The 21,085-nt window shown below is 58.7% G+C and carries 28 protein-coding genes; 25 read left to right on the top strand and 3 right to left on the bottom strand.

The genetic code is table 11. The features are described from left to right. From J7E41_RS08065 to recX, 22 genes are all read left to right on the top strand, one after another. Positions 1 to 735, top strand: coding sequence for a LexA family transcriptional regulator (locus tag J7E41_RS08065; RefSeq protein ID WP_214991537.1), 735 nt, complete (start codon positions 1 to 3; stop codon positions 733 to 735). A 632-nt stretch (positions 736 to 1,367) separates the two neighbouring features. After that, positions 1,368 to 1,706 carry a phage holin family protein gene (locus J7E41_RS08060; protein WP_214991535.1) on the top strand — a complete coding sequence of 113 codons (339 nt, stop codon included), beginning with the start codon at positions 1,368 to 1,370 and terminating at the stop codon, positions 1,704 to 1,706. 22 nt (positions 1,707 to 1,728) lie between these two features. Further along, entirely contained in the window at positions 1,729 to 2,241 is a 513-nt protein-coding gene (locus J7E41_RS08055) for a hypothetical protein (protein ID WP_214991533.1), read from the top strand. Between the two features lie 3 nt (positions 2,242 to 2,244). After that, on the top strand, positions 2,245 to 2,856 hold the full coding sequence (locus tag J7E41_RS08050) for a phage baseplate assembly protein V (protein WP_214991531.1): 612 nt from the start codon (positions 2,245 to 2,247) through the stop codon (positions 2,854 to 2,856). A 9-nt stretch (positions 2,857 to 2,865) separates the two neighbouring features. Further along, entirely contained in the window at positions 2,866 to 3,198 is a 333-nt protein-coding gene (locus tag J7E41_RS08045; RefSeq protein WP_155581276.1) for a phage baseplate protein, read from the top strand. After that, on the top strand, positions 3,195 to 4,190 hold the full coding sequence (locus tag J7E41_RS08040) for a baseplate J/gp47 family protein (RefSeq protein ID WP_214991529.1): 996 nt from the start codon (positions 3,195 to 3,197) through the stop codon (positions 4,188 to 4,190). Before J7E41_RS08045 ends, J7E41_RS08040 begins: the two co-directional genes overlap by 4 nt. Next, complete coding sequence (locus J7E41_RS08035) at positions 4,187 to 4,915, top strand: phage tail protein I (RefSeq protein WP_214991528.1); 729 nt, start codon at positions 4,187 to 4,189, stop codon at positions 4,913 to 4,915. Before J7E41_RS08040 ends, J7E41_RS08035 begins: the two co-directional genes overlap by 4 nt. Continuing rightward, complete coding sequence (locus tag J7E41_RS08030; RefSeq protein WP_214991527.1) at positions 4,912 to 5,445, top strand: phage tail protein; 534 nt, start codon at positions 4,912 to 4,914, stop codon at positions 5,443 to 5,445. Before J7E41_RS08035 ends, J7E41_RS08030 begins: the two co-directional genes overlap by 4 nt. 79 nt (positions 5,446 to 5,524) lie before the next feature. Further along, a complete protein-coding gene (locus J7E41_RS08025; RefSeq protein WP_214991526.1) occupies positions 5,525 to 6,142 on the top strand; it encodes a hypothetical protein in 618 nt (205 codons plus the stop codon). 18 nt (positions 6,143 to 6,160) lie between these two features. Next, entirely contained in the window at positions 6,161 to 6,400 is a 240-nt protein-coding gene (locus J7E41_RS28310) for a tail fiber assembly protein (RefSeq protein WP_353049394.1), read from the top strand. A gap of 88 nt (positions 6,401 to 6,488) precedes the next feature. Beyond that, a complete protein-coding gene (locus J7E41_RS08015; RefSeq protein ID WP_169356112.1) occupies positions 6,489 to 6,680 on the top strand; it encodes a hypothetical protein in 192 nt (63 codons plus the stop codon). A 2-nt stretch (positions 6,681 to 6,682) separates the two neighbouring features. Continuing rightward, positions 6,683 to 7,849, top strand: coding sequence for a phage tail protein (locus J7E41_RS08010; protein WP_214991524.1), 1,167 nt, complete (start codon positions 6,683 to 6,685; stop codon positions 7,847 to 7,849). Further along, positions 7,849 to 8,355: a phage major tail tube protein gene (locus tag J7E41_RS08005; RefSeq protein ID WP_214991522.1), complete on the top strand. Its 507-nt coding sequence runs from the start codon at positions 7,849 to 7,851 to the stop codon at positions 8,353 to 8,355. The genes J7E41_RS08010 and J7E41_RS08005 overlap by 1 nt, the downstream gene beginning before the upstream one ends. Before the next feature lie 174 nt (positions 8,356 to 8,529). After that, the gene (locus J7E41_RS08000; protein WP_214991520.1) at positions 8,530 to 9,123 is read left to right on the top strand and encodes a phage tail assembly protein; all 594 of its coding nucleotides are present in this window, start codon (positions 8,530 to 8,532) and stop codon (positions 9,121 to 9,123) included. Positions 9,124 to 9,251: 128 nt separating this feature from the next. Next, positions 9,252 to 11,069 carry a phage tail tape measure protein gene (locus J7E41_RS27980; protein ID WP_251029390.1) on the top strand — a complete coding sequence of 606 codons (1,818 nt, stop codon included), beginning with the start codon at positions 9,252 to 9,254 and terminating at the stop codon, positions 11,067 to 11,069. Next, the gene (locus tag J7E41_RS07990; protein ID WP_214991518.1) at positions 11,069 to 11,452 is read left to right on the top strand and encodes a phage tail protein; all 384 of its coding nucleotides are present in this window, start codon (positions 11,069 to 11,071) and stop codon (positions 11,450 to 11,452) included. The genes J7E41_RS27980 and J7E41_RS07990 overlap by 1 nt, the downstream gene beginning before the upstream one ends. Further along, entirely contained in the window at positions 11,445 to 11,657 is a 213-nt protein-coding gene (locus J7E41_RS07985; RefSeq protein WP_214991516.1) for a tail protein X, read from the top strand. Before J7E41_RS07990 ends, J7E41_RS07985 begins: the two co-directional genes overlap by 8 nt. A 9-nt stretch (positions 11,658 to 11,666) precedes the next feature. Next, positions 11,667 to 12,677: a contractile injection system protein, VgrG/Pvc8 family gene (locus tag J7E41_RS07980; RefSeq protein WP_214991513.1), complete on the top strand. Its 1,011-nt coding sequence runs from the start codon at positions 11,667 to 11,669 to the stop codon at positions 12,675 to 12,677. 42 nt (positions 12,678 to 12,719) lie between these two features. Further along, on the top strand, positions 12,720 to 13,406 hold the full coding sequence (locus tag J7E41_RS07975) for a glycoside hydrolase family 19 protein (protein WP_214991511.1): 687 nt from the start codon (positions 12,720 to 12,722) through the stop codon (positions 13,404 to 13,406). 128 nt (positions 13,407 to 13,534) lie between these two features. Further along, positions 13,535 to 14,035 (top strand): CinA family protein, encoded by a 501-nt coding sequence (locus J7E41_RS07970; protein WP_214991509.1) that lies wholly within the window; start codon positions 13,535 to 13,537, stop codon positions 14,033 to 14,035. A gap of 83 nt (positions 14,036 to 14,118) precedes the next feature. Then, a complete protein-coding gene (gene recA / locus J7E41_RS07965; protein WP_214991507.1) occupies positions 14,119 to 15,171 on the top strand; it encodes a recombinase RecA in 1,053 nt (350 codons plus the stop codon). An 8-nt stretch (positions 15,172 to 15,179) separates the two neighbouring features. After that, positions 15,180 to 15,647 carry a recombination regulator RecX gene (recX, locus tag J7E41_RS07960; RefSeq protein ID WP_214991505.1) on the top strand — a complete coding sequence of 156 codons (468 nt, stop codon included), beginning with the start codon at positions 15,180 to 15,182 and terminating at the stop codon, positions 15,645 to 15,647. A 165-nt stretch (positions 15,648 to 15,812) separates the two neighbouring features. Here the strand turns inward: recX and J7E41_RS07955 are convergent, their stop codons facing one another. Then, the gene (locus J7E41_RS07955) at positions 15,813 to 16,922 is read right to left on the bottom strand and encodes a TIGR00730 family Rossman fold protein (protein ID WP_214991503.1); all 1,110 of its coding nucleotides are present in this window, start codon (positions 16,920 to 16,922) and stop codon (positions 15,813 to 15,815) included. Between the two features lie 413 nt (positions 16,923 to 17,335). Further along, positions 17,336 to 17,776, bottom strand: coding sequence for a PA3611 family quorum-sensing-regulated virulence factor (locus J7E41_RS07950; RefSeq protein ID WP_214991500.1), 441 nt, complete (start codon positions 17,774 to 17,776; stop codon positions 17,336 to 17,338). Between the two features lie 210 nt (positions 17,777 to 17,986). On the opposite strand from J7E41_RS07950, the gene J7E41_RS07945 reads away from it, so the two are divergent. From J7E41_RS07945 to J7E41_RS07935, 3 genes are all read left to right on the top strand, one after another. Continuing rightward, on the top strand, positions 17,987 to 18,697 hold the full coding sequence (locus tag J7E41_RS07945) for a tRNA-uridine aminocarboxypropyltransferase (RefSeq protein ID WP_214991498.1): 711 nt from the start codon (positions 17,987 to 17,989) through the stop codon (positions 18,695 to 18,697). Between the two features lie 263 nt (positions 18,698 to 18,960). Beyond that, positions 18,961 to 19,611: a response regulator transcription factor ErdR gene (gene erdR, locus J7E41_RS07940; protein ID WP_214991496.1), complete on the top strand. Its 651-nt coding sequence runs from the start codon at positions 18,961 to 18,963 to the stop codon at positions 19,609 to 19,611. Positions 19,612 to 19,686: 75 nt separating this feature from the next. After that, positions 19,687 to 20,049, top strand: a complete 363-nt coding sequence (locus J7E41_RS07935) for a diacylglycerol kinase (protein WP_003172176.1) — start codon at positions 19,687 to 19,689, stop codon at positions 20,047 to 20,049. A gap of 5 nt (positions 20,050 to 20,054) precedes the next feature. Here J7E41_RS07935 and J7E41_RS07930 read toward each other — a convergent pair whose 3' ends face one another. Then, positions 20,055 to 20,981 (bottom strand): LysR family transcriptional regulator, encoded by a 927-nt coding sequence (locus J7E41_RS07930; RefSeq protein WP_214991494.1) that lies wholly within the window; start codon positions 20,979 to 20,981, stop codon positions 20,055 to 20,057. Positions 20,982 to 21,085 lie beyond the last annotated feature (104 nt).

The raw sequence follows: 21,085 nt of genomic DNA, 5'->3' as shown, positions 1-21,085 counted from the left end.
ATGCAAAAACGCAACGTTTCTATCGTCTTAAGAGAGCTGCTGGATCGCGACCGGATCTCCCCCACGGAGCTTCACCGGCGCACCGGCGTGCCTCAATCCACACTGTCCCGGATTCTCAGCGGCAAGATCGTTGATCCATCGGACAAGCACATCTCACGCATCGCCGATTACTTTCGCGTCAGCACCGATCAACTGCGCGGGCGCGTGGCTTTGGTGGTGTCGCGGGAAGACGAGCGCGACCCGATGCATTCGGAACTCAAGGATATAAGCCTGTGGGACGACGATACCCCCGTCAACGATGACGAGGTGTCGATCCCCTTTCTGCGCGAGGTTGAATTGGCTGCTGGATCAGGAAGATTCGTCATCGAGGAAAGCGAGAAGGCCAGCCTGCGTTTCGGCAAGCGCAGCCTGCGGCATAACGGCGTGCAGTTCGACCAGGCTAAATGCGTGACCGTACGCGGCAACAGTATGTTGCCGGTGCTGCGGGACGGTGCGACGGTGGGGGTCAATGCCGGCAAGTGCGGGATTGGCGACATCGTCGACGGTGATTTGTACGCCATCAATCACAACGGTCAGCTGCGGGTCAAACAGCTCTATCGCCTGCCTTCGGGGATTCGTTTGCGCAGCTTCAATCGTGATGAGCACCCGGACGAGGACTACAGCTTTCAGGAAATCCAGGAAGAGCAGATCAGCATCCTCGGTCACGTTTTCTGGTGGGGCATGTACGCCCGTTAACCGCCCTCTGTAAGACAAAGCCCGCCACCGAGCGGGCTTTTTTTCGCCTGTGCAAAACCGGAAAACCCTTTACCTGCAAGGCTTTAATGCGTCAGTGCATTTACAGTGCAAAAATAAATGCATTTGCGCATTGACTGTATATGCATACATGCATATTCTTCATCTCAAGCCAGCCAACAAAGTCTGGTGGAGGCGGCAAGGATGCTGCCAGGGAAGACAAGGAAGGCACGCAACATCGGCAAGGACGCCCCTCAAGGTGGCAGGGATGCCAGGCAACACCGGCAAGGATGCCGACGCTCTTTAGTTTCACCGTTTTACAAAAAACAGGCAGCGATGAACCGGCCTTAACGGTTCAGAGGGTTGGCAACTGACCCGGGTGTGCAGCGTAAAGCACCAGAAGCAGTTATCCGGCAGACAGGGATCGTGGTCGGAACTAACAGTTTAAATGGACCCGTACCGCGCCAGTAGCGCCGAAAGGTCAAGGACCGCATTACTGAAAAGCCCGGGCAACCGGGCTTTTTGGAATGCCTACCTGAAGAAGGCGACCTTTGAGACGCAATGGATTTGAAACTCATACGGATTAATCAACGCACCGGCGCCAGGCCGGTATCACTCATTCCAGGAGGCGTGACATGACAAACGAGCAGCAAGCGTTAGCGGAAATGCCTATCTGGCTGGTCATCGTATTAGCGGTGATCGGCGGGGTTTCCGGAGAAATGTGGCGCGCCGACAAGGAAGGCGCCCGAGGCTGGTCCCTGATTCGCCGCCTAGCCCTGCGCTCCGGGGCGTGCATGGTCTGCGGGGTCTCGGCATTGATGCTGTGTTACGCCGCCGGCATGTCGATCTGGACCGCTGGCGCCATTGGCTGCCTGACCGCCATGGCCGGTGCCGACGTGGCCATCGGCTTATATGAGCGCTGGGCAGCCAAGCGAATCGGGGTCAACGAAGGCCCGCCGCCCAACCAGCCGTGACTGTTGCAAGGAAGCTACTTAAATGATGCTTATCGAAAAACCTTCCCAGTTGCCGGTGGCCATCGGGGAAGCACTGCGCCGTGCCTTTCCTGAGTTGCGCATAGGCAGTTACCTGGACTTCCAGGGCGCTGAGGATAAGACCGGCGTATTGATCACGGTCGAAGGCAATGGTCCCGGAATCCGCTCCCTTGAGGGGCGCAAGGCCCATGTCATGGCGATCTCTCTCAAGGCCATGGTTGCCCAGGGATCATTGCCGTTTGATGCCTGTGACTTGGCCAGCCAACTGATGGATCTGGTGCTGGACAACCGTTGGGGCCTGCCGTCAGCGCAGTGCGATTTGCCGGCGAGTATCGTCGCCGTACCAACGCTGCTCGGCACACAACCCGACTACGACACCTGGACCGTTTCCTTCACTCAAACCCTTTATCTCGGCCAGCCGTTGCTCGACGACCCGCTGGGCAAGCCTGTGTTTGCCTGCACTTGGGAAGTCTCGAACATCGACGACCCCGATCAATATCAGGAACTGTCGGGGTAGCCCATGTTTGATGCGCTGTTACGTATGCAATTGGCGCCGATCGTCGAGCGCCTGGCAGAAATGGAAACTCAGTTCGAAGACCTCTACCGCCGCGCCGAAAGCTTCTGCCGGATCGGCGTGTGCCAGGAGGTCGATGCCGCCAGCAATACCTGCAAGGTCAGCCATGGCGAACTGCTCACCCCGGCCATCCGTTTCTTCAACCCCAGCGCTGGCGCGCAGACCGAGACCCGTATCCCCTCGGTGGGCGAGCAATGCCTGTTGCTCAACTATGGCGGGGGCGAGGGCGGCGCTCAGTCAGTGGCCTTGTTTGGCCTGCACAGCGATCGCTTTCCGCCGGTTTCAAACGTCGCCACGTTGACCCGCCGCCGTCATCAGGACGGCACGCAAAGCGACTACGACGATGCCAGCCATGTTTTCAACTGGGGCAACGGGCCGACCGTCGTCAAGGGCTCTCGCGACCGGGTCGATGTGAGCATCGGTGCAACCAGTCTGGCCATGACCGCTCAGAGCCTCGAGCTGAAAGTCGGTGCGGTCGGCATGTTGCTGGATGCCGGCGGTGTTCACTTCAGTGGTCCGGTGGTGGATCACTTGGGCCGGGTCATCAGCCCCAGATAAGGACTTCCCATGATCGGAATCGATAGAAATACCGGCGCTACGGTGGATGACTGGCTGCAATTCGTGCAGCGCGCCACCCGGGCGTTGACCACCCCGCTGGGCACCCGGCAAAAGCGTCCGCTGTACGGTTCGATGATCCCGCAGTTGCTGGGGCAGAACCTGGGGGATGACCTGTTGATTCTTGCCCAAAGCCACGCTGCCCAGGCGTTCTACAACCCGCAGAACGGCATCGCCGATTTTGAACCGCAGGTGATCGTCGCCAGCCGTCAGGGCGCCGGTCTGTTGCTGCGCTTCGCCGGCACCTGGAAAAACCGCAAACAATCCTTCGAGGTAGTGACATGAGCATGCTGATACCCGGCCAGAACCAGCTGGCCGAGCCGGCGATCATTGCCGTCGACGAGTTCGAACCGTTGCTGGCTGAATTCAAGGCATTCGTGGTCAGTTACGTCGCCGAGCGCTCGCCGCAAAGCGCGGCAAAACTGAAGGTCAGCCTGGAAAATGAAAGTGAATTGCTGACCCTGGCTCTGGAAGCTTTTTGCGTGCGTTTACAAACCCATGAACGCAAGTACAACGCCCGCATCAAGCAGATGCTCGCGTGGTGGGCCACCGGCAGCAACCTTGATGCACGGCTCGCTGACATGGGCCTGGAACGCCAGGTGCTGGACCCAGGCGACCCGGCGGCCTTCCCGCCGGTTCCGCCCACCCTGGAAAGCGATGACGACGCCCGGTTGCGCTACTACCTGGCACCTCATGCTCCGGCAGCGGGCTCGCGGATGCAGTACCGACGCGAGGTCTTCACCCTGGGTGAGCGACCTGCGGTGAAAGTACAAAGCGCAGCACCGGGCGTGGTGACCGTCACCTACACCTTCGACCCGGACGGGTATGCCGCCCAGGTCAAGGATGGCAATGGCCGTCGAACCGCCCCCGGCGAGGTGATGGTCACCGTCTTGTCCCGTGAAGGAGATGGCACGCCATCGGCCGACTTGCTCGACGGCGTTCGCCGGCACTTCACCCGGCCCGATGTGCGGCCGGAAACCGATCTGGTCACGGTGCAGGGCGCGCAGATCTTGCGTTACAAGATTCGAGTGGTGGCGAAGATCAATGCAGGCCCGGATTCAGGGCTGACGCAGGTAGCGGCGCAGCAACTGCTGCAAGCCTACGCCGAGTCTTGCCATCGTCTGGAAGGGCGAGTGGATCCGAGCTGGATCGATTACACCATCCATACGGCGGGTGCCGCCCAGTTGCAGATACTTGAACCGCTGGAGCCGATCGTTACCACGGCATTCCAGGCCCCGTATTGCACGGGCGTCGAGGTGGAGGTGCGCACACTATGAGTGAGCCCAAACCAAGTTTGCTGCCCGCCAACAGTTCGCCGCTGGAGAAAGCGCTGGACCAAGGTTTCGGCCAGTTGCTCGAGCGAGTTACACCACCGTTTCCTGCGTTGATGAACCCGCTTGAAACACCGGTGGAATTCTTGCCATACCTCGCTGCCGACCGTGGCGTCAGCGAATGGGATGCGGCCGCCAGCGAGTCGGAAAAGCGCCTGACGGTAGCCCTGTCCTGGCAGATCCAGCGCCAGGCCGGTACACCAAAGGCATTGACCTACGCCGTGGAGTCACTGGGTTTCACCCCCAATATCAGTGCCTGGTACCAACAACACCCCTTGGGTTTGCCTTACACCTTCGACGTGCAGGCGATCATCGGCCGCAGTTGGTCCAGCGGCGACCACAACCGTTTGATTCGCCGCATCAACGCGGCCAAGAGCGAACGGGATCAGGCAACCATCACCCTTGTTCACGAGACCCAAGGTGGCTTGCGCGTGGCGGCAGCGGCCGATCCCGGCCTGAGCATCAGTGACGACAGCCATGCGGGCGCTTTGCCTGAAGTGAAGCTGCACGGCGGATTTTCATTAAACAGTGCGGCCCATACCCCGCTGAGTGACGGCGAGCTGTTTCTGTGGGGCGCACTGCCCGAACTCGGGCTGGCTGCCCGGCTTAACAGTGTCGGGGTTGCCCGGCACTACACCATCAACGACTACGACCTCAGGGCGCAGCCATGACAGAAGACATTACGCGCCTGGTGCGCTTCACCTCCAAGGGATTGGATGAAGTGCTGCAGGCAAAGAACCAGGGCTTGAAAGGCGAGATCACCCACATCGGCGCCGGCACGGGCCGTTATGACCCGGACGGTACCGAAACCGCCTTGCGCGATGAACGCCAGCGGGTGGCAATTGTGGATTACGAGGACCTGGGCGACCGGCAACTCAGAATGGCCGCGCTGTTTGATGGCGAGGGCGAGTATGAGATTGGCGAGTTCGGGTTTTACCTCGCCAGTGGGACGCTATTGGCCGTGTATTCGGTGGCCGGGAAGTTGCTGACTTACAAGGCAGCGGCGGCGCGGGTGTTGCAGAAGTTTACGCTGGATGTATCGCCGTTGCCGGCGGATAGCGTGACGATTGTGGTGGGGAGTGAAAACCTTAATTTGTTGTTGGCTGAGGAGTTGGCGACAGTTGCCGCCGCAAACGTAAATAATATGGCTAGACACTTAGGTGTTTTGTTTCGGGTTATGGCGCTTGAGCGAAAAGCATAATTGTTCTTTTGAAGAATGTTTTCTTACGCAGGCTACAAGGTTTATGGTAGTAAATAAATTTATAACTTAGAGGTTTGGTATGGGTATTGAACAGAAAATTGGTGACCTTGTCACCGCAACAGATAGTCTGACAAAAGCTGTTGATGGGAAAATCTCACAAATTGACAACCGTATGGATATCGCACGTGCGGAGTTTGATGAGTTTCGCAATAAAAAAGATATGGTTGGTGTGGTGGGCGCTCAAGGCTCGTTTCTGATGAACGTCTTTCAAGGTGGTGTTTGGGGGACTGGCGGACCTCAAAATACGGGAGCGTCCGGTGGATTCTCGGTGGTTGACCTAGGGACGTCAGATGCCGTTTTCATGCACTTTAAATTGCCCGTTAACATCAATACTCACGATCAAATGTTCTGGTTTAATATTCGTGGCTATAGCTATGGTAGCGCCAGTATTGTAGATGAGACTATCGTTGGTTACTGCTACTCACCTCAGCGGGCGGTACTGAATAAAGCCGTTTTTGGGAATATGTCGCCGGGTATTTATACCGATACAAATGGCAATGTCATCATGCGTCTAAAATTTACAAGTATCTATGTGACGACTATTCGTATTGATACGATGCAGGTTGGTATCGGTGCTTTGTTTGAGGTGGGAAGTATTAAGTCGAAGCTATCGCTTACTGATAAGGTGGAATTTTAATTGAGCGAAAAATTGGAAGTGCAGGTTCAGTATAAAACTAACCCTGAGTCTATTGCCCTTGCCGAATGGGCATCCATTCGCACGCGTCGTCATCAGTTATTGGCTGCTACAGACGCAATGCAAGCTGCAGATAGTCCTCTTAGTGACACGCAGCGTAGTGAGCTCGCGCTATATCGGCAGACATTACGTGATGTCCCACAAGATTTAGGTGATCCCTATAAGGTTGTATGGCCAGAGGTCCCCGTTTTCCTGAGTTAACCCCCCCACCGCGAAAGCGGTTTTTTTTCGCCCGCCCAAAGCCCCTCCCACAGGGGCTTTGGCGTTTTGCACCCGGAGAATCTCAAACATGGCAAACCGCCAAACCTACACCGTCCTCGTCCCATTCCCCACCGGAGGTGGCCATTGGTCCACCGTCGGCCAGGAACTGGACCTGCTGGACGTCGAAGCATCCGCCCTGCGCACCGCCGGCCGCCTGGAATTGACCAGCGTCCTGGACACCACCAAGGCCAAGAAGGCCGCCACCAAGAAGGCTGAATAATCATGGCTGAGGTTTTGAACTTCGAGCATAACGGCATCACCGTCAATGCCACTGAATCCCCCGAGGCCATGGGTGGTCTGGGTGACAACGTGATCGGTCTGGTCGGCACCGCGCCCAATGCGCACCTGTCGATCCCGAAAAACGCCCCGTTCCGCATCAATAGTTTCACTGCCCAGGCGCTGCTGGACCCTACCGGCGCTGAAGCGGGCACGTTGTTTCATGCGGTGTACCAGATCCTCAAAGTGGTCAAGGTGCCGGTCTACGTGGTGATCGTCGAAGAGGGCGCAACCCCGGCCGACACCCTGAACAATGTCATCGGCGGTAATGAGCCTGTGACGGGTCGCAAACTGGGCCTCGCTGCCCTGAGCAGCGTCCCGGAAGACCTGACCATCATTGGCGCCCCAGGCTTCACCGGCACCAAGGCTGTGGCCGGTGAGTTCGCTTCCTTCGGCAAACGCATCAAGGCCCGTGTGGTGCTGGATGGCAAGGACGCGTCCGTCGCTGACCAAGTGACCTACAGCGGCGAGCTGGGCGGTGCTGATCTGGGCTTCGACCGTTGCCTGCTGGTGCACAACATGCCGTCGGTGTATTCCAAGGCTGCGAAGAAGAACGTGTTCCTCGCGCCATCGTCCCTGGCCATTGCCGCACTGGCCAAGGTCAAGCAGTGGGAAAGCCCGGGCAACCAGGTGACCTTCGCCGAAGACGTTTCCCGCGTGGTTGAGTACAACATCCTCGACACCTCCACCGAAGGCGATCTGCTCAACCGCTACGGCGTGAGCTATTACGCCCGCACCATCCTTGGCGGCTTCTCGCTGCTGGGCAACCGCTCCATCACCGGCAAGTTCATCAGCTACGTCGGCCTGGAAGACGCCATCAGCCGCAAGCTGGTCAAGGCCGGCCAGAAAGCCATGGCCAAGAACCTGACCAAGTCGTTTATGGACCAGGAGGTCAAGCGCATCAACGACTGGCTGCAAACCCTGGTGGCCGACGAAACCATCCCCGGCGGCAGCGTGTACCTGCACCCGGAATTGAACAGTGTCGAGAAGTACAAGAACGGCACCTGGTTCATCGTCATCGACTATGGCCGCTACGCGCCGAACGAACACATGATTTATCAACTCAACGCCCGCGATGAAATCATCGAGCAGTTCCTGGAGGACGTTCTCTAATGTTTACCAACCGAGTCAGACAGGCCATTGCGGCCACCCTCCAAGGCCTGCCGCTGTCCGCCACCGTGGAGGAGTTCACCCCGCCGAAGATTGAATTCGACATGGAGCCCATGACCGGCGGCCGTTTTATCGGCGAGGAAATGGCCAAGAGCGGCAAGGTGCTGGGCGCCACCCTGGTGCTGCAAGGCGCCGGTCCGGAAATCATGCTGGCCCTGGGCGTCAAGCTGGGTGAAGACATCCTGCTGAATGTTCGTGAGGCTGGCCAGGATCAGGACGGCCGGACCTTCTTCACCTACCACACCGTCGGCGGCAAGTTGAAATCCCTGACCGAGGCCAAGCTGAAAATGGGCGATAAGGCCACCACCACCCTGGAACTGTCCTGCCGTACCTACAACCGCATGGACAACGGTATTACCGTGATCGACATCGACGTACGCACGCAGAAATTCGTGCTCAACGGCGTGGACATTCTGGGTGACGCCCGCCGTGCGGTGCTGATGCCGTAAGGCTGTCGCTGCTCTGTAGCCGCTGCCGAGGCACGAGGCTGTGATGGGCTGCGCAAGCAGCCCCCGGAGGGCGCTCCTGCGGACCGCATCGCAGCCTCGTGCCTCGGCAGCGGCTACAACGGCAATCGCGGGTAAGCCCGCTGCCACAGATATTTAATCACCAAGGAAATGCCCATGGCCTGGATGCCCCCGCTGCACATCCTGCTGTGCCCGATCACCGCCGACACCGGCGCCACGATCGAGCAGATTCAGCTCAAACCGCTGTTCTACGCCCCACAAAAAGAGGCCCTGGCCCGCGCCGGTGATGACGAGGACGATCAGTTCTTCGAGTTGGCCAAACTGGCCACCGGCCTGTCGGTAAAAGAACTCGACCAACTCAAGCGCCCGGACTACGTCAGCATCGCCCAATACGTGCACGACATGTCGACCCGCCCGGCGTCGTACTTCCTGGAAGAACTCGGCGAAGCGGCTGACGAGTCTACCGAGTCGCCGACCACCGAACAGGTGCAACTGCTGTTGCCGCTGGACGCCGCCGGCCGCTCCCTGACCTCGGTCACCCTGGAAATGCCTGCTCTGCGCGCCACCAAAGTGATGAAAAAACTCACCACAGCCAAGGAACGCGCTGAGTTCATCACCTCTCACTGCACCGGCTTGATGATCCCCGACCTGGCTGGCCTAACGGTGCCCGACTGGACCGAACTGCAGGAGCGCATCGACGATTTTTTAAACAAACCGGCGGCCTTCTTTCGGAGCGCGACATCGAAGTAATCCTCGACGTTGTGCCGCTCATTTACTCGGTCAATGAAGCGGAAATCCTCGATTGGGAAGTCGGTAAAGCATTGCGCCGCTACGACATCGCGATCACTCGCCTTGGCGTCAAACAGGAGTAGAGCGGGATGCAAGATAACTATTCGCTCGCGTACGCCATGGCCACGGAAGGCTGGGGCAGTTACGGTGAGGCTGGCAGCAAGGGGAATGCCCATCTCGACGCTCTTGCACCGCCTGAGAGCTTCACCACGGGTTCGACACTGAATGCCCTGCAGGCGCCGTTGGCCGACGTAGGCTTGGCCTTGGCCAACGCCAGCCAACAGGTCAATAGCCTAAGCTTGTCCCAAGCGCTGCTGCGGGAAAGTATTGATACGCTCGACAGTACCTTGTCGCAGTTCAAGGCATCTGAGGTGCGGCCTGTTAACGCCGATGATCTGGTCGGCAGTACGCCGCAGAAAGCATCGGCATCGGTTGTGGCTGATCGTCACGACAGCCAACGGCTGACGCAAAGCACGCAGGTCCACAGCCGCGATGACAAGCAGAGCGAAACCAGCGAGAGCCAGACGCGCAGCGCCATGACCTTGGGCCAGGTGCAAATCCTCGACCTCGCGGCGGCGCTGGAACATTCGGGTGCCAATCTCTCTCTTGATAAGACCGAGACCTCTGACAGCTCGATCAAGGCAAAACGGGAAGCCTACAGCGAAAGTGAAACGCGCTTGAGCAGCACGCTCGATTCCGCCTCGGTATGGCTCGAGAGCCCGTGGCTGGATGCGAAGACCGCCGTCGTCAAGTTTGTAAACACGCACACGAAGGATTCGCCCGTCGCTGCCGATGCTCTTAAAACGGCAAATGCTGTGATTAGCCCGGTGGCTTCCGAAGCCATTTCTGCGATGTGGGACACGATCAAGTCCAGGGCTTCGGGCAATTTGCTCGATAAGGTCGCGCCGAAACTGCCTCCACTTTTTCGTGACTTACTCACGGACAAGGGGCAGGGCAAGGATAAACCATGCTGCCCCGGGACAACCCCGCTGGTCGGCGGCAGCGTGCTCGATACCGCAGCTGCAACGCTGCCCGAGAGTGTCGGCGAGACAGTCCGCAAGAAGGGTAAGGCTCGTTCCTCAGGGCGCATGAAGAGTCGACGTGTCCGGCTTCCCGCAGTTGACCAAAGGGTTTCGCCCGTTGCGCCCAACGTAGCAGGCAAGGCCAGAGAAGTTGGCAAGCGAAGGGCTCTCAATCCGCACCGTTTTGCTGAGCAGCCCAAGCTTGGGCCTCAACTCAACATCAAGGGCGAGCCACTTGGCACCTTCTCTGTCAAGGACGCCGCCAAAGCCGCGCCCGCGCTTCAGGGTAATTCGTTTGCGGCTTCCGCCGCGCCTTTGAAGAATAGGTCCGCAACCCGCGGCGGCTCCAAAGGCCTGACGGCGAGCCTATCGGGCACATTAGCCAAGCTGGAGTCCGTGGGCGCTCGCCGGCTTGCACCTCTGAGAATTGCCAGTGCGGCAATGGACGTGGTGCAGGGGGCACAAAACGGTGACCTGCGCGCCGTCGGCGCTGGTCTCGGTACCGCCGGCGGCGCCTGGGCTGGAGCCTCTGCGGGCGCAGCGCTTGGCACCTTGATCCTCCCGGGGATCGGCACCGCTGTCGGCGGCGCATTGGGCGGATTCTTCGGCAGCGATGCCGGTGCCTGGCTCGGCGACAAACTGGGAGGCATGGTCGACCGCCTGCGCTCCCCGGACGAGGTCGGCAAACAGCTCACCAATAATACGCCGGCGGACAACCGGCAAATCACCCTCAGCCCGGTGATCAATATCAGTGGCCTGGACCCCAATAGCGCCCAGCAGGTTGCCACGATGGTGATTCAAACCCTGCAGAACCAATGCATGCCGATGATGACCGATGCGCTGGCGGTTCGACGCAGCGCGACATTGACCGATGGAGTGGCGTGATGCGACAGCAAATGGTGCTGGGCAGCTTTATTTTCGGGCTGTCACGAGGCTTTGCCTACAAGACGTTGCAGCGCCAGTCGGATGGCGGCTGGGTCAACCTGGACATCATTGCCAGCAAGCCACAGTCGCGCCAGGGCGGGCAGAAACTGCAAAGCCTGACGTTTACCGGCAGTGCGATGCAGGCCTTGGGCATGCAGCGATTGGATGAGTTACGTGCCCTGCAGGATGGGCGCATGCCACTGCCGCTGGTGGATGGTATCGGGCGTAACTGGGGTTTGTGGCGTATCAACTCGGTGGTGGAAAACCAGACCGATGTGATCGATGACGGTACCGCCATGGTGATCAACTGGACGCTGGTGCTGGAGGAGTTCGTTAATGCGTAGGGTACGAAGTATTGCCGGTGATTCGGTCAACCTGCTGCTCTACCGCGAGCTTGGCCGTTGCGATGATGCCGCGGAAGAAATCCTCTGGCGCTTGAATCCCGGGCTTGCCGAATATGGCCCGGTGCTACCGGCCGGTGTCTGGGTGATCGGGCCCGAAGTCGAGACGCGGCCAGCTGCCGTGCGGGCTATTTCGGCCTGGGATTAAGGAGGCCACATGGCTATGGGATATACCCCGGCGATTGAGATTTACGGCGCCAACGCGGCGCTGCTCAATCAACGGTTGATGCAGTGGAAACACACCGACGCCGCCGGTATCGAGTCCGATCGGCTTGAACTGATGCTCAACATCGAAGGCCTCGACGGCTTGCCTAGCCTCGGCGGCAGAATCGGCCTGCGGGTCGGTTACCTGGAGTCGGGGCTGGTGGAAAAAGGTGAGTTCATCATCACCCAGCGTACCCCGCATCTGTTCCCCATGCGCCTGGCCATCGTGGCTTCGGCGGCGCCATTCAGTGTGGCTGATCAGAGCGGCTTCAGGCAGCGCCGATCCGCCAGCCACGGGCCGACGACCCTGGGCGCGCTGTTTCGCCAATTGACCACCCGCCATGGCTTTTCTCCCCGCGTGGCGCCGGACCTGGACGCCATACCCATTACCCATATCGACCAGTCCAACGAAACCGACATGGGCTTTATCACCCGCCTCGCCGCCCGCTACGACGCGGTGACCAAACCGGTCAACGAGCTGTATGTGCTGGCCAAGCGTGGGCAGGTCAAGTCGCTCTCCGGCCAGCAACTGCCGGATGTTCGACTGTCGGTAACCCACAACAATCGCCCCGGCGACGAAGCCTTTATCAGCGCCAAACTCGATGACACCGCTCGGGCCAAATACCAGGGCTGTCGTGTCAATTGGTGGGATGCCGCTGGCGGCAAGCAGCACAAGGTCGAGATCGGTAACGCGCCGTTCAAGATCCTGCGTCAGCGCTGTCAGAACGAAGACGAAGCCCGTGCGGTGGCGCAAGGTGAAATGCGTCGAGTCGGGCGAGAAGGGCTGAAGTTGACCATCGATTGTCCGGGCAACCCACAGCTATCCGCCGAAGGCTTGTTGCTGCTGGATGAAACCTGGCCACTGTACATGCAGGGCCGCTGGTCGATCACCACGGTGATTCACACCATTGACCCGACGCAAGGTTACCGCAGCTCGATCGTGGCGAGCGGGCTGGCGCCTTGAGCTGTGGAACACCCACGAGCGCATTTATTTCTGGAGAATGCCATGGACATCACCGAGCAGCAGTTGCTGCTCATCCTTCCGAACGCCGGCCGAATCGCCGGCGTTTTTGCTCCAGCCCTTAACGCGGCAATGGGCGAGTATCAGATTATTACCAGGCTGCGCAGTGCGGCGTTTATCGCTCAGATTGGTCATGAGTCGAGCCAACTGACTCGCCTGGTGGAAAATTTGAACTACAGCGCCAACGGTTTGGCCGATACCTGGCCAAACCGTTACGCCGAGATGAACGGTAAAGGCGGCGGTTACGTCAAAACGGTGGTGAACAATACGGTGCGTAACAAACCGAACGCCTTGGCCATGAGCCTTGCCGGAAAAGCCGAGTTGATTGCCAGCCACGTATATGCCGGTCGCATGGGCAATACTGCCCCTGGCGACGGCTGGAAGTATCGCGGTCGCGGGCTGATTCAGGTTACGGGAAAGCATAACTATCGCTTATGTGGAGACGCCTTGGGACTGGATCTGGTCAGTCATCCTGAGTGGCTGGGGCAGCCACGGCACGCCGTCATGTCGGCGGCTTGGTTCTGGTCGGTCAATCGGCTCAACATCTTGGCTGACGTGAGTGATATCCAGAATATTGGCAGCATTATCAATACCGGCGGCAAAGGCAGAACGCCGAACGGCGCGGCGGCTCGCCAGGTGCTGTATCAGCAGGCGTTGAAGGTGCTGACATGATGAAGGTGCAGGTCTGTCAGGCATATATACGTGCCCTCATTCGTTAACATCCTGTTCCCGTCCGCATCTTGCATGACCTATAAGCTCCTGTAGGGTAGGCAAACGCCCGCCCACCCCTGGAGACGACCGTGAAGGAAATTACCCAACTCGCCGCTGAACTTGGCCGCCGCTTACAGGTGCTCAATGCCCATGTCACCACCGCCGAGTCGTGCACCGGTGGCGGTATCGCTGAAGCAATCACGCGTATTCCCGGTAGTTCGGCCTGGTTCGAGGCGGGGTATGTCACGTATTCCAACCGGCAGAAGACCCGGCAGTTGAATGTGCCGGAAGCGCTGTTCCCCAAAGTCGGGGCCGTCAGCAAGGAGGTGGTCGAGGCCATGGTCAAAGGCGCCCAGGAGAAAAGCCTGGCGCGGTTCGCCGTGGCGGTCAGCGGTGTGGCCGGCCCTGACGGTGGCTCACCCGACAAACCGGTCGGCACGGTGTGGCTGGCCTGGGGTGTGGGGGATGAGGTTACGGCTGAACGCCACCACTTCCCCGGTAATCGCGACGAGGTCCGCCGACAAACGGTAAAGGCCGCATTAGAGGGGCTATTGCGACGAGCTGCACTCGAAATAGAAAAACAGGGGTAGTCGATCCCGGATCTTTGTGGAACAATACTGTCTACTTATACAGGTGTTGGCCGTCAGGCCTTATTGATTACGTGAGGACTTTAATGGACGACAACAAGAAGAAAGCCTTGGCTGCGGCCCTGGGTCAGATCGAACGTCAATTCGGCAAGGGTGCCGTAATGCGTATGGGCGATCACGACCGTCAGGCGATCCCGGCTATTTCCACGGGCTCTCTGGGTCTGGACATCGCGCTCGGCATTGGCGGCCTGCCAAAAGGCCGTATCGTTGAAATCTACGGTCCAGAATCTTCCGGTAAAACCACCCTGACCCTGTCGGTGATTGCCCAGGCACAAAAGATGGGCGCCACTTGTGCGTTCGTCGATGCCGAGCACGCCCTGGATCCCGAATACGCCGGCAAGCTGGGCGTCAACGTTGACGACCTGTTGGTATCGCAGCCGGACACCGGTGAGCAAGCGCTGGAAATCACCGACATGCTGGTGCGCTCCAATGCCATCGACGTGATTGTCATCGACTCCGTGGCAGCCCTGGTACCCAAGGCTGAAATCGAAGGCGAAATGGGTGACATGCACGTTGGCCTGCAAGCCCGTCTGATGTCCCAGGCCCTGCGTAAAATCACCGGTAACATCAAGAACGCCAACTGCTTGGTGATCTTCATCAACCAGATCCGGATGAAGATCGGCGTGATGTTCGGCAGCCCGGAAACCACCACCGGTGGTAACGCGCTGAAGTTCTACGCTTCGGTCCGTCTGGACATCCGTCGTACTGGCGCGGTGAAGGAAGGTGACGAGGTTGTGGGTAGCGAAACCCGCGTTAAAGTCGTGAAGAACAAGGTAGCTCCGCCGTTCCGTCAGGCTGAGTTCCAGATTCTCTACGGCAAGGGTATCTACCTGAACGGCGAGATGATTGACTTGGGCGTGCTGCACGGCTTCGTTGAAAAGTCCGGTGCCTGGTATGCCTACAACGGCAGCAAGATCGGCCAGGGCAAGGCCAACTCGGCCAAGTTCCTGCAGGACAACCCTGACGTGGCTGCGACCCTTGAGAAGCAGATTCGCGACAAGCTGCTGACTCCGACAGCAGACGTCAAATCGAATGCAACCCGAGAAACCGCTGACGACCTGGCCGACGCTGACATCTGAGCTAAACGATGACAGTTGTACTGGATACACTCGTCGCTGTACGGCGCACTGCAATGGACCTGCTCGCTCGACGCGAGCACGGTCGAGTCGAGCTGACGCGTAAATTGCGTCAGCGCGGCGCTCCTCCTGAAATGATCGAAACAGCCCTCGACCGTCTAACGGAAGAGGGGCTGCTTTCGGAAGCCCGTTACCTCGAAAGCTTTGTGTCCTACCGGGCTCGCTCTGGCTATGGCCCGGCGCGGATTCGCGAGGAGTTGAGCCAGCGCGGCCTGCAACGTGCTGATATCGAGCTCGCGTTACGTGAGAGCGGTATCAGTTGGCAGGCGCAGTTGGAAGACACTTGGCGTCGCAAGTTTGCCGGCCATCTGCCCATCGATGCTCGGGAGCGGGCGAAACAAGGTCGCTTCCTGAGTTATCGCGGATTCTCGATGGAAATGATCAGTCGCTTGTTAAGCGGTCGGGACATGGATGATTGAGTGTCCTATGGCTAACGACTTTGCCACGGTGAAGGGCTTCTGTGGCGAGGGGGCTTGCCCCCGTTGGGCTGCGCAGCGGCCCTAGCCCACACTCGTTCCACCTGAATACACCGACACCATACAAAAAGGCCCGCTATGAAAATAGCGGGCCTTTTTGCGTTTGGCTTATGCCGGTTCTGTCACCCGTTGCTGAGCTTTCCCCTGGGCGTGTGCCCAGTTCTCCGGCAAGTTGATGTAATCCACCAACTCCCGCAGCCGGCCCTGGTCACGACCATTAAAGTTGAACACCAGCCGCGTCAGATGGCTGAAGCGCGGTTCGTCGTATACCTCACCTTCATAAGCATGCTGATGAAAATCCTCACTGAGCCTCAGGTCGGCAAACGCTTCCTGGAGATGCGCCAGTGCACGATCACTCAGTGGGTGATTCATGCGGATCACAAATTGGCGCTTCAACCAGCGGGTGGAATGGAAGTTGGCGTAGAACTGGTTGATTTCTTCTACCGCGTCCTCGGCGCTGTGCACCAGGCGCACCAGCTTGAGATCGGTGGGCAAGATGTAACGGTTGGCTTCCAGTTGGCTACGAACAAAGTCCAGCGCTCCTTGCCAGAAACTACCACCGGGTACGTCCAGTAGCACCACTGGAACCAGCGGACTCTTGCCGGTCTGGATCAGGGTCAGGACTTCTAGTGCTTCATCCAGGGTGCCAAAACCACCTGGGCACAGCACCAGGGCATCGGCTTCCTTGACGAAGAACAGCTTGCGGGTAAAGAAGAAGTGGAAGGACAGCAGGTTCTCGGTGCCATCAATGGTCGGGTTGGCATGCTGTTCGAAGGGCAGGGTGATGTTGAACCCCAGGCTATGTTCCAGGCCCGCACCTTCATGGGCCGCCGCCATGATGCCGCCACCGCCACCGGTAATGACCATCAGGTCCGAGCGTGCCAGGACAGCACCGACTTCCCGGGCCAATGCATACAGCGGACTTTCCACGGGGGTACGTGCGGAGCCGAAGACAGTGACCTTGCGCCGGCCCTTGAATTGCTCCAGCACCCGGAAGGCGTGATCCAGCTCGCGGATCGCCTGCAGGGTGATCTTGGCGTTCCAGCGGCTACGGTCGTCTTGCGCCATGCGTAACACGGTGAAGATCATGTCGCGATAAAGGGGGATATTCGGGCTGTTGGGGGCAATCAGATTGAGTTGCGCGTCGACCTGCTGCGTGAGGTCGGTCCCGTTTTCTTGAAAATGATGGAGCAGGAGGTCATTCGGTTCGTAAGGCATTCAACTTCTCCTTCTTCACAGAACCCAGGGTGCCGACGAGAGATTCGTCGGGGGCCACGACACTGCATGTGTCGTTGTCGGCCTCGGCGCGTGCCGGGCTTTACACGGGGTTCGCCAGACCTCTGATGAGCGAGGTGGGCGAAACAGGCTCTGTATGTTCCTTGTGATTTAAAACCTTTGCACTGCAAGCCAGGCGAGGCAATCCTCTTTTGCCCTGAAAGTGTTACAGAACAACATAAAAGCCGCAGGCTGCTGGCTTTCGGGATGATTTGATCATGAGCCTATAAAGTCTTGGCTGGCAACAGCTTATTGATCACTCATCACGGCGTTTAGTCGCTGATATGAGCGCAGCGGAGGGTTTGCAGAAGGAGGAGTTGCACGCCGCTGATCAGCGGCGTGCGAAAGGGCATCGCTTACTTTTTCTTCTTCGCAGCAGCCGGTGCCGGGCAATCAGCTTCCTGGAACTTGACCGATGCTACGGGCCGATTGGTCTTGTTCTCGGTGATTTCATAGCGCATCACCGCACCCTTGACCATCAGCTCACGATAACCCTTGTTCAGGCAGACGCTCTGACCCAGTTGGAAATACACGGCCTTCGGGTTGGCGCGCATTTGTTCGGCGCGATCGGGCTGGACGCTGAGATGGTCAATCAGTTGTGAGCCTTCCACGGTGTAGGCCACTTCCAGGGTTTTTTCATCCAATTCCCTTGGCAGGTCTTTGTTGCTTTCCGCCGCAACGCTCTGCAGCTTCTTGTTCAGTTGAAGTTCCAGCAAGGAAGCCGCTTGGGCGCCCACGGGCAAAACCAGCGCGAGGGCGATGGAGGGGGCGGCATAACGCAGCATGAAACGCAGCATGGAAATCTCCTGATTCGGGTACTGGTCCTATGACCAGCCACTGCGCTGTGCGTTCAGTGGCGCGGGATTATAGGTGACCCTGGGTCAGTACGGCCAGCGTATTGCGGGAAGTGCAGGTGAGGGTGGCCGGCTCTGGTAAACTGCGGCGACTTTTGCCTTCCCCCGAGTTCTATTCGTGTTGATCTTCACTGCTTTGCGGCGGCGCATTCGATGAGCCACGCCGTCTCCCGTTTGCGCACCCAGCGTCTGGCCCGGGCCCTCAAGCCTTTTGTCGCCCGTGGTTCTCGCGCTGAGCGCTGCCCGGGCTGCCGGGTCATTCCCGAGTATTGCCTGTGTGCCTGGCGGCCTAAGGTCGAGGCCAAATCCGCCATGTGTCTGCTGATGCATGACGTGGAACCCATGAAACCCAGCAACACCGGCTGGCTGATTGCCGATGTGATCGGTGATACGACGGCGTTCCCTTGGTCGCGAACCGAGGTAGAGCCTGAGCTGCTGAAGCTGCTGGCGGACCCGCAGTGGCAGCCTTATATCGTGTTTCCCGGTGAGTTCGTGGCCCCTGAGCGAGTGGTCAACGAGGTCAAGCTGGCACCCGGCAAGCGCCCGCTGTTCATCCTGTTGGATGGAACCTGGAGCGAGGCACGCAAGATGTTTCGCAAGAGCCCGTACCTTGAGCACTTACCGGTGCTGAGCCTGGAACCTGAGCAGTTATCGCGCTACAAGCTGCGGCGCTCCAAGCGCGATGACCACTTCTGTACCGCAGAAGTCGCTGCCCTGTGCCTTGAGTTGGCGGGGGATCAGACGGCCAGCGAGGTGCTGGACGCTTATCTGGATGTCTTCAGTACTCACTACCTGGCTGCCAAGTTTCAGTGGGTGCTGGACCCGCAGGACGTTGTTCATACACGCCTGACACCTTATCTATAGGCATCATGGCCAGAGGACCTTGGCATGATGGCACGGCAACCGTTGTGCCCGGTAAAATACCCACGGGCGTAGCGCTTGACCACCCAGGCCGTGCTGGGCATGCTTGGCGCGCCGACCAGGGCGCCGCCGTAAATTTTCAAACGTCGTGAGCTGTGCTTTGGCGTTGAACGTGCCCTGTGGTGCCTGCCTTGCGGTCACCTTGTGTTGCCTTGGCGAGCACTGAACCCATCGGTGCTCCCATAAAAAACAGGATCATTTGAAAAATGGCCACATACGAAATCCTGATTGCCGATGACCACCCACTTTTTCGCAGCGCACTCCATCAGGCTGTCACCCTGGGTCTGGGGCCGGATGTACGCTTGGTCGAAGTCGCCAGCATTGCCGAGCTGGAAACCCGCCTCACCGAAAAGTCCGACTGGGACCTGGTGTTGCTGGACCTGAACATGCCCGGCGCCTATGGTTTTTCGGGGCTTGTGCTGCTGCGAGGGCAATACCCGCAAATTCCCGTGGTGATGGTTTCGGCCCAGGAAGAAGCATCCGTGGTGGTGCGCTCCAAGGAGTTCGGTGCCAGCGGCTTCATTCCCAAGTCCAGCTCCATGGAAGATATTCAAAAAGCCGTGCGCACGGTGCTGGAGGGCGATGTCTCCTGGCCGCCCCAGGCGTTCGAAGAGATCAACGTCTCCGATGAAGCCAAGGCCGCACGTGATGGCTTGGCCAGCCTGACGCCCCAGCAGTTCCGGGTGCTGACCATGGTCTGTGAAGGGTTGTTGAACAAGCAAATTGCTTACGAGCTGAGCGTGTCTGAAGCGACCATCAAGGCTCACGTGACGGCGATTTTCCGCAAGCTTGGGGTACGTACGCGAACCCAGGCTGCGCTGCTCTTGCAACAACTTGAGTCAATTTCGCAGCAGTAAGATGGTATACGTTCACGTTTTTTTGACTTTGCGTGCTCTAGTTTTCCCACTCCTTTTTTTGCAGTTGCCTACTCTATGTCGCCTTTCAAAGGTCAAACCGGTATCAAACGTATCTTTAACGCAGGCGGTTACTCCCTGGATGGCCTGCGTGCGGCTTTCACTGGCGAGGCAGCGTTTCGTCAGTTGGTGTTGCTCAACGTCATCCTGATTCCGCTGAGTTTTTTCCTGAATGTCAGCCGGGTCGAACGGGCGTTGTTGATCGCCGTCTGTTTGCTGGCGTTGATTGTCGAATTGCTCAATTCGGCAGTAGAAGCGGCCATTGACCGGATCTCCCTGGATCGCCATCCCTTGTCGAAGAACGCCAAGGACATGGGCAGCGCCGCGCAGTTCGTGGCGTTGACCATGATTACCCTGGTGTGGGCCGTGATCCTGATCTAAAGGCCTCAGGCAATGTTGGGCAGCACGATTTCGTCGCTGCGCTGCACCCCGGCGGTAAAGGACCGGCACAGTTCCAGAAACTCGCGCATGGCGGAGGTCTGGTACTTCTGCTTGTGCCAGATGAAGTAGAACTGCCGGGCCAGGTCTAGGTCCGGGGTTTCTACCGGTACCAGGCTGCCGCGCCGGAAAGCGTCCCGTAGCGCCAGCCGGGAAATACAGCCGATCCCCAGACCTGACTCCACAGCCCGCTTGATCGCTTCGGTGTGCTCCAGCTCCAGGCGGATATTCAACGCGCTGCGATGATGACGCATGGCCTGGTCAAAGGTCAGACGCGTGCCGGAGCCTTGCTCCCGCAGAATCCATGCCTCATGAGTCAGCTCTTCCATGGTTGCCTGGCCACGCTTGGCCAAGTGATGCTGGGGCGCGCAGAACACCACCAGTTCGTCCTCCACCCAGGTTTGCACCTCAATGTCCGGGTGGCTGCAGTCGCCTTCGATTAGACCCAGATCAATTTCGTAGTGCGCCACCTGGTTCACGATATGCGCAGTGTTTTGCACATGCAGTTTCACCTGGCTCTCCGGGTGTTGTTGCATGAAACTGCCGATCAGCAGCGTTGCTAGATAGTTGCCGATGGTCAGGGTGGCGCCCACCGCCAGGGAGCCGAAGCCCGACTTGCCGTTGAGCAGGTCCTCGATTTCCTTGGCCTGGTCCAGCAGTGCCACGGCCTGGGGCAGCAGTTGGCGGCCTAGGGCATTGAGGCTCAAGCGTTTACCGGCGCGGTCGAACAGTTGGCAGCTGGATTGACGCTCCAGCTCGGTAATTGAGGTGCTGGCGGCGGATTGAGATAAGGCCAGAAGGCCAGCAGCGCGGGAGACGCTTTCCTGCTGGGCGACGGCGACGAAGACTTGCAGTTGACGTAGAGTAAATCGCATATCGATATAACCGATAACCCTTATCTTAATAATCCAGTTAACAGATATTGTCGCCGCCATTAGAATGCTGTGCAATTGCGCATCTATCATTTGGCGCAGACCCA

This window comes from Pseudomonas fluorescens (assembly GCF_018614655.1).
Taxonomy (GTDB): Bacteria; Pseudomonadota; Gammaproteobacteria; order Pseudomonadales; family Pseudomonadaceae; genus Aquipseudomonas; species Aquipseudomonas fluorescens_BX.
This window is presented reverse-complemented; position numbering and strand designations above follow the sequence as displayed.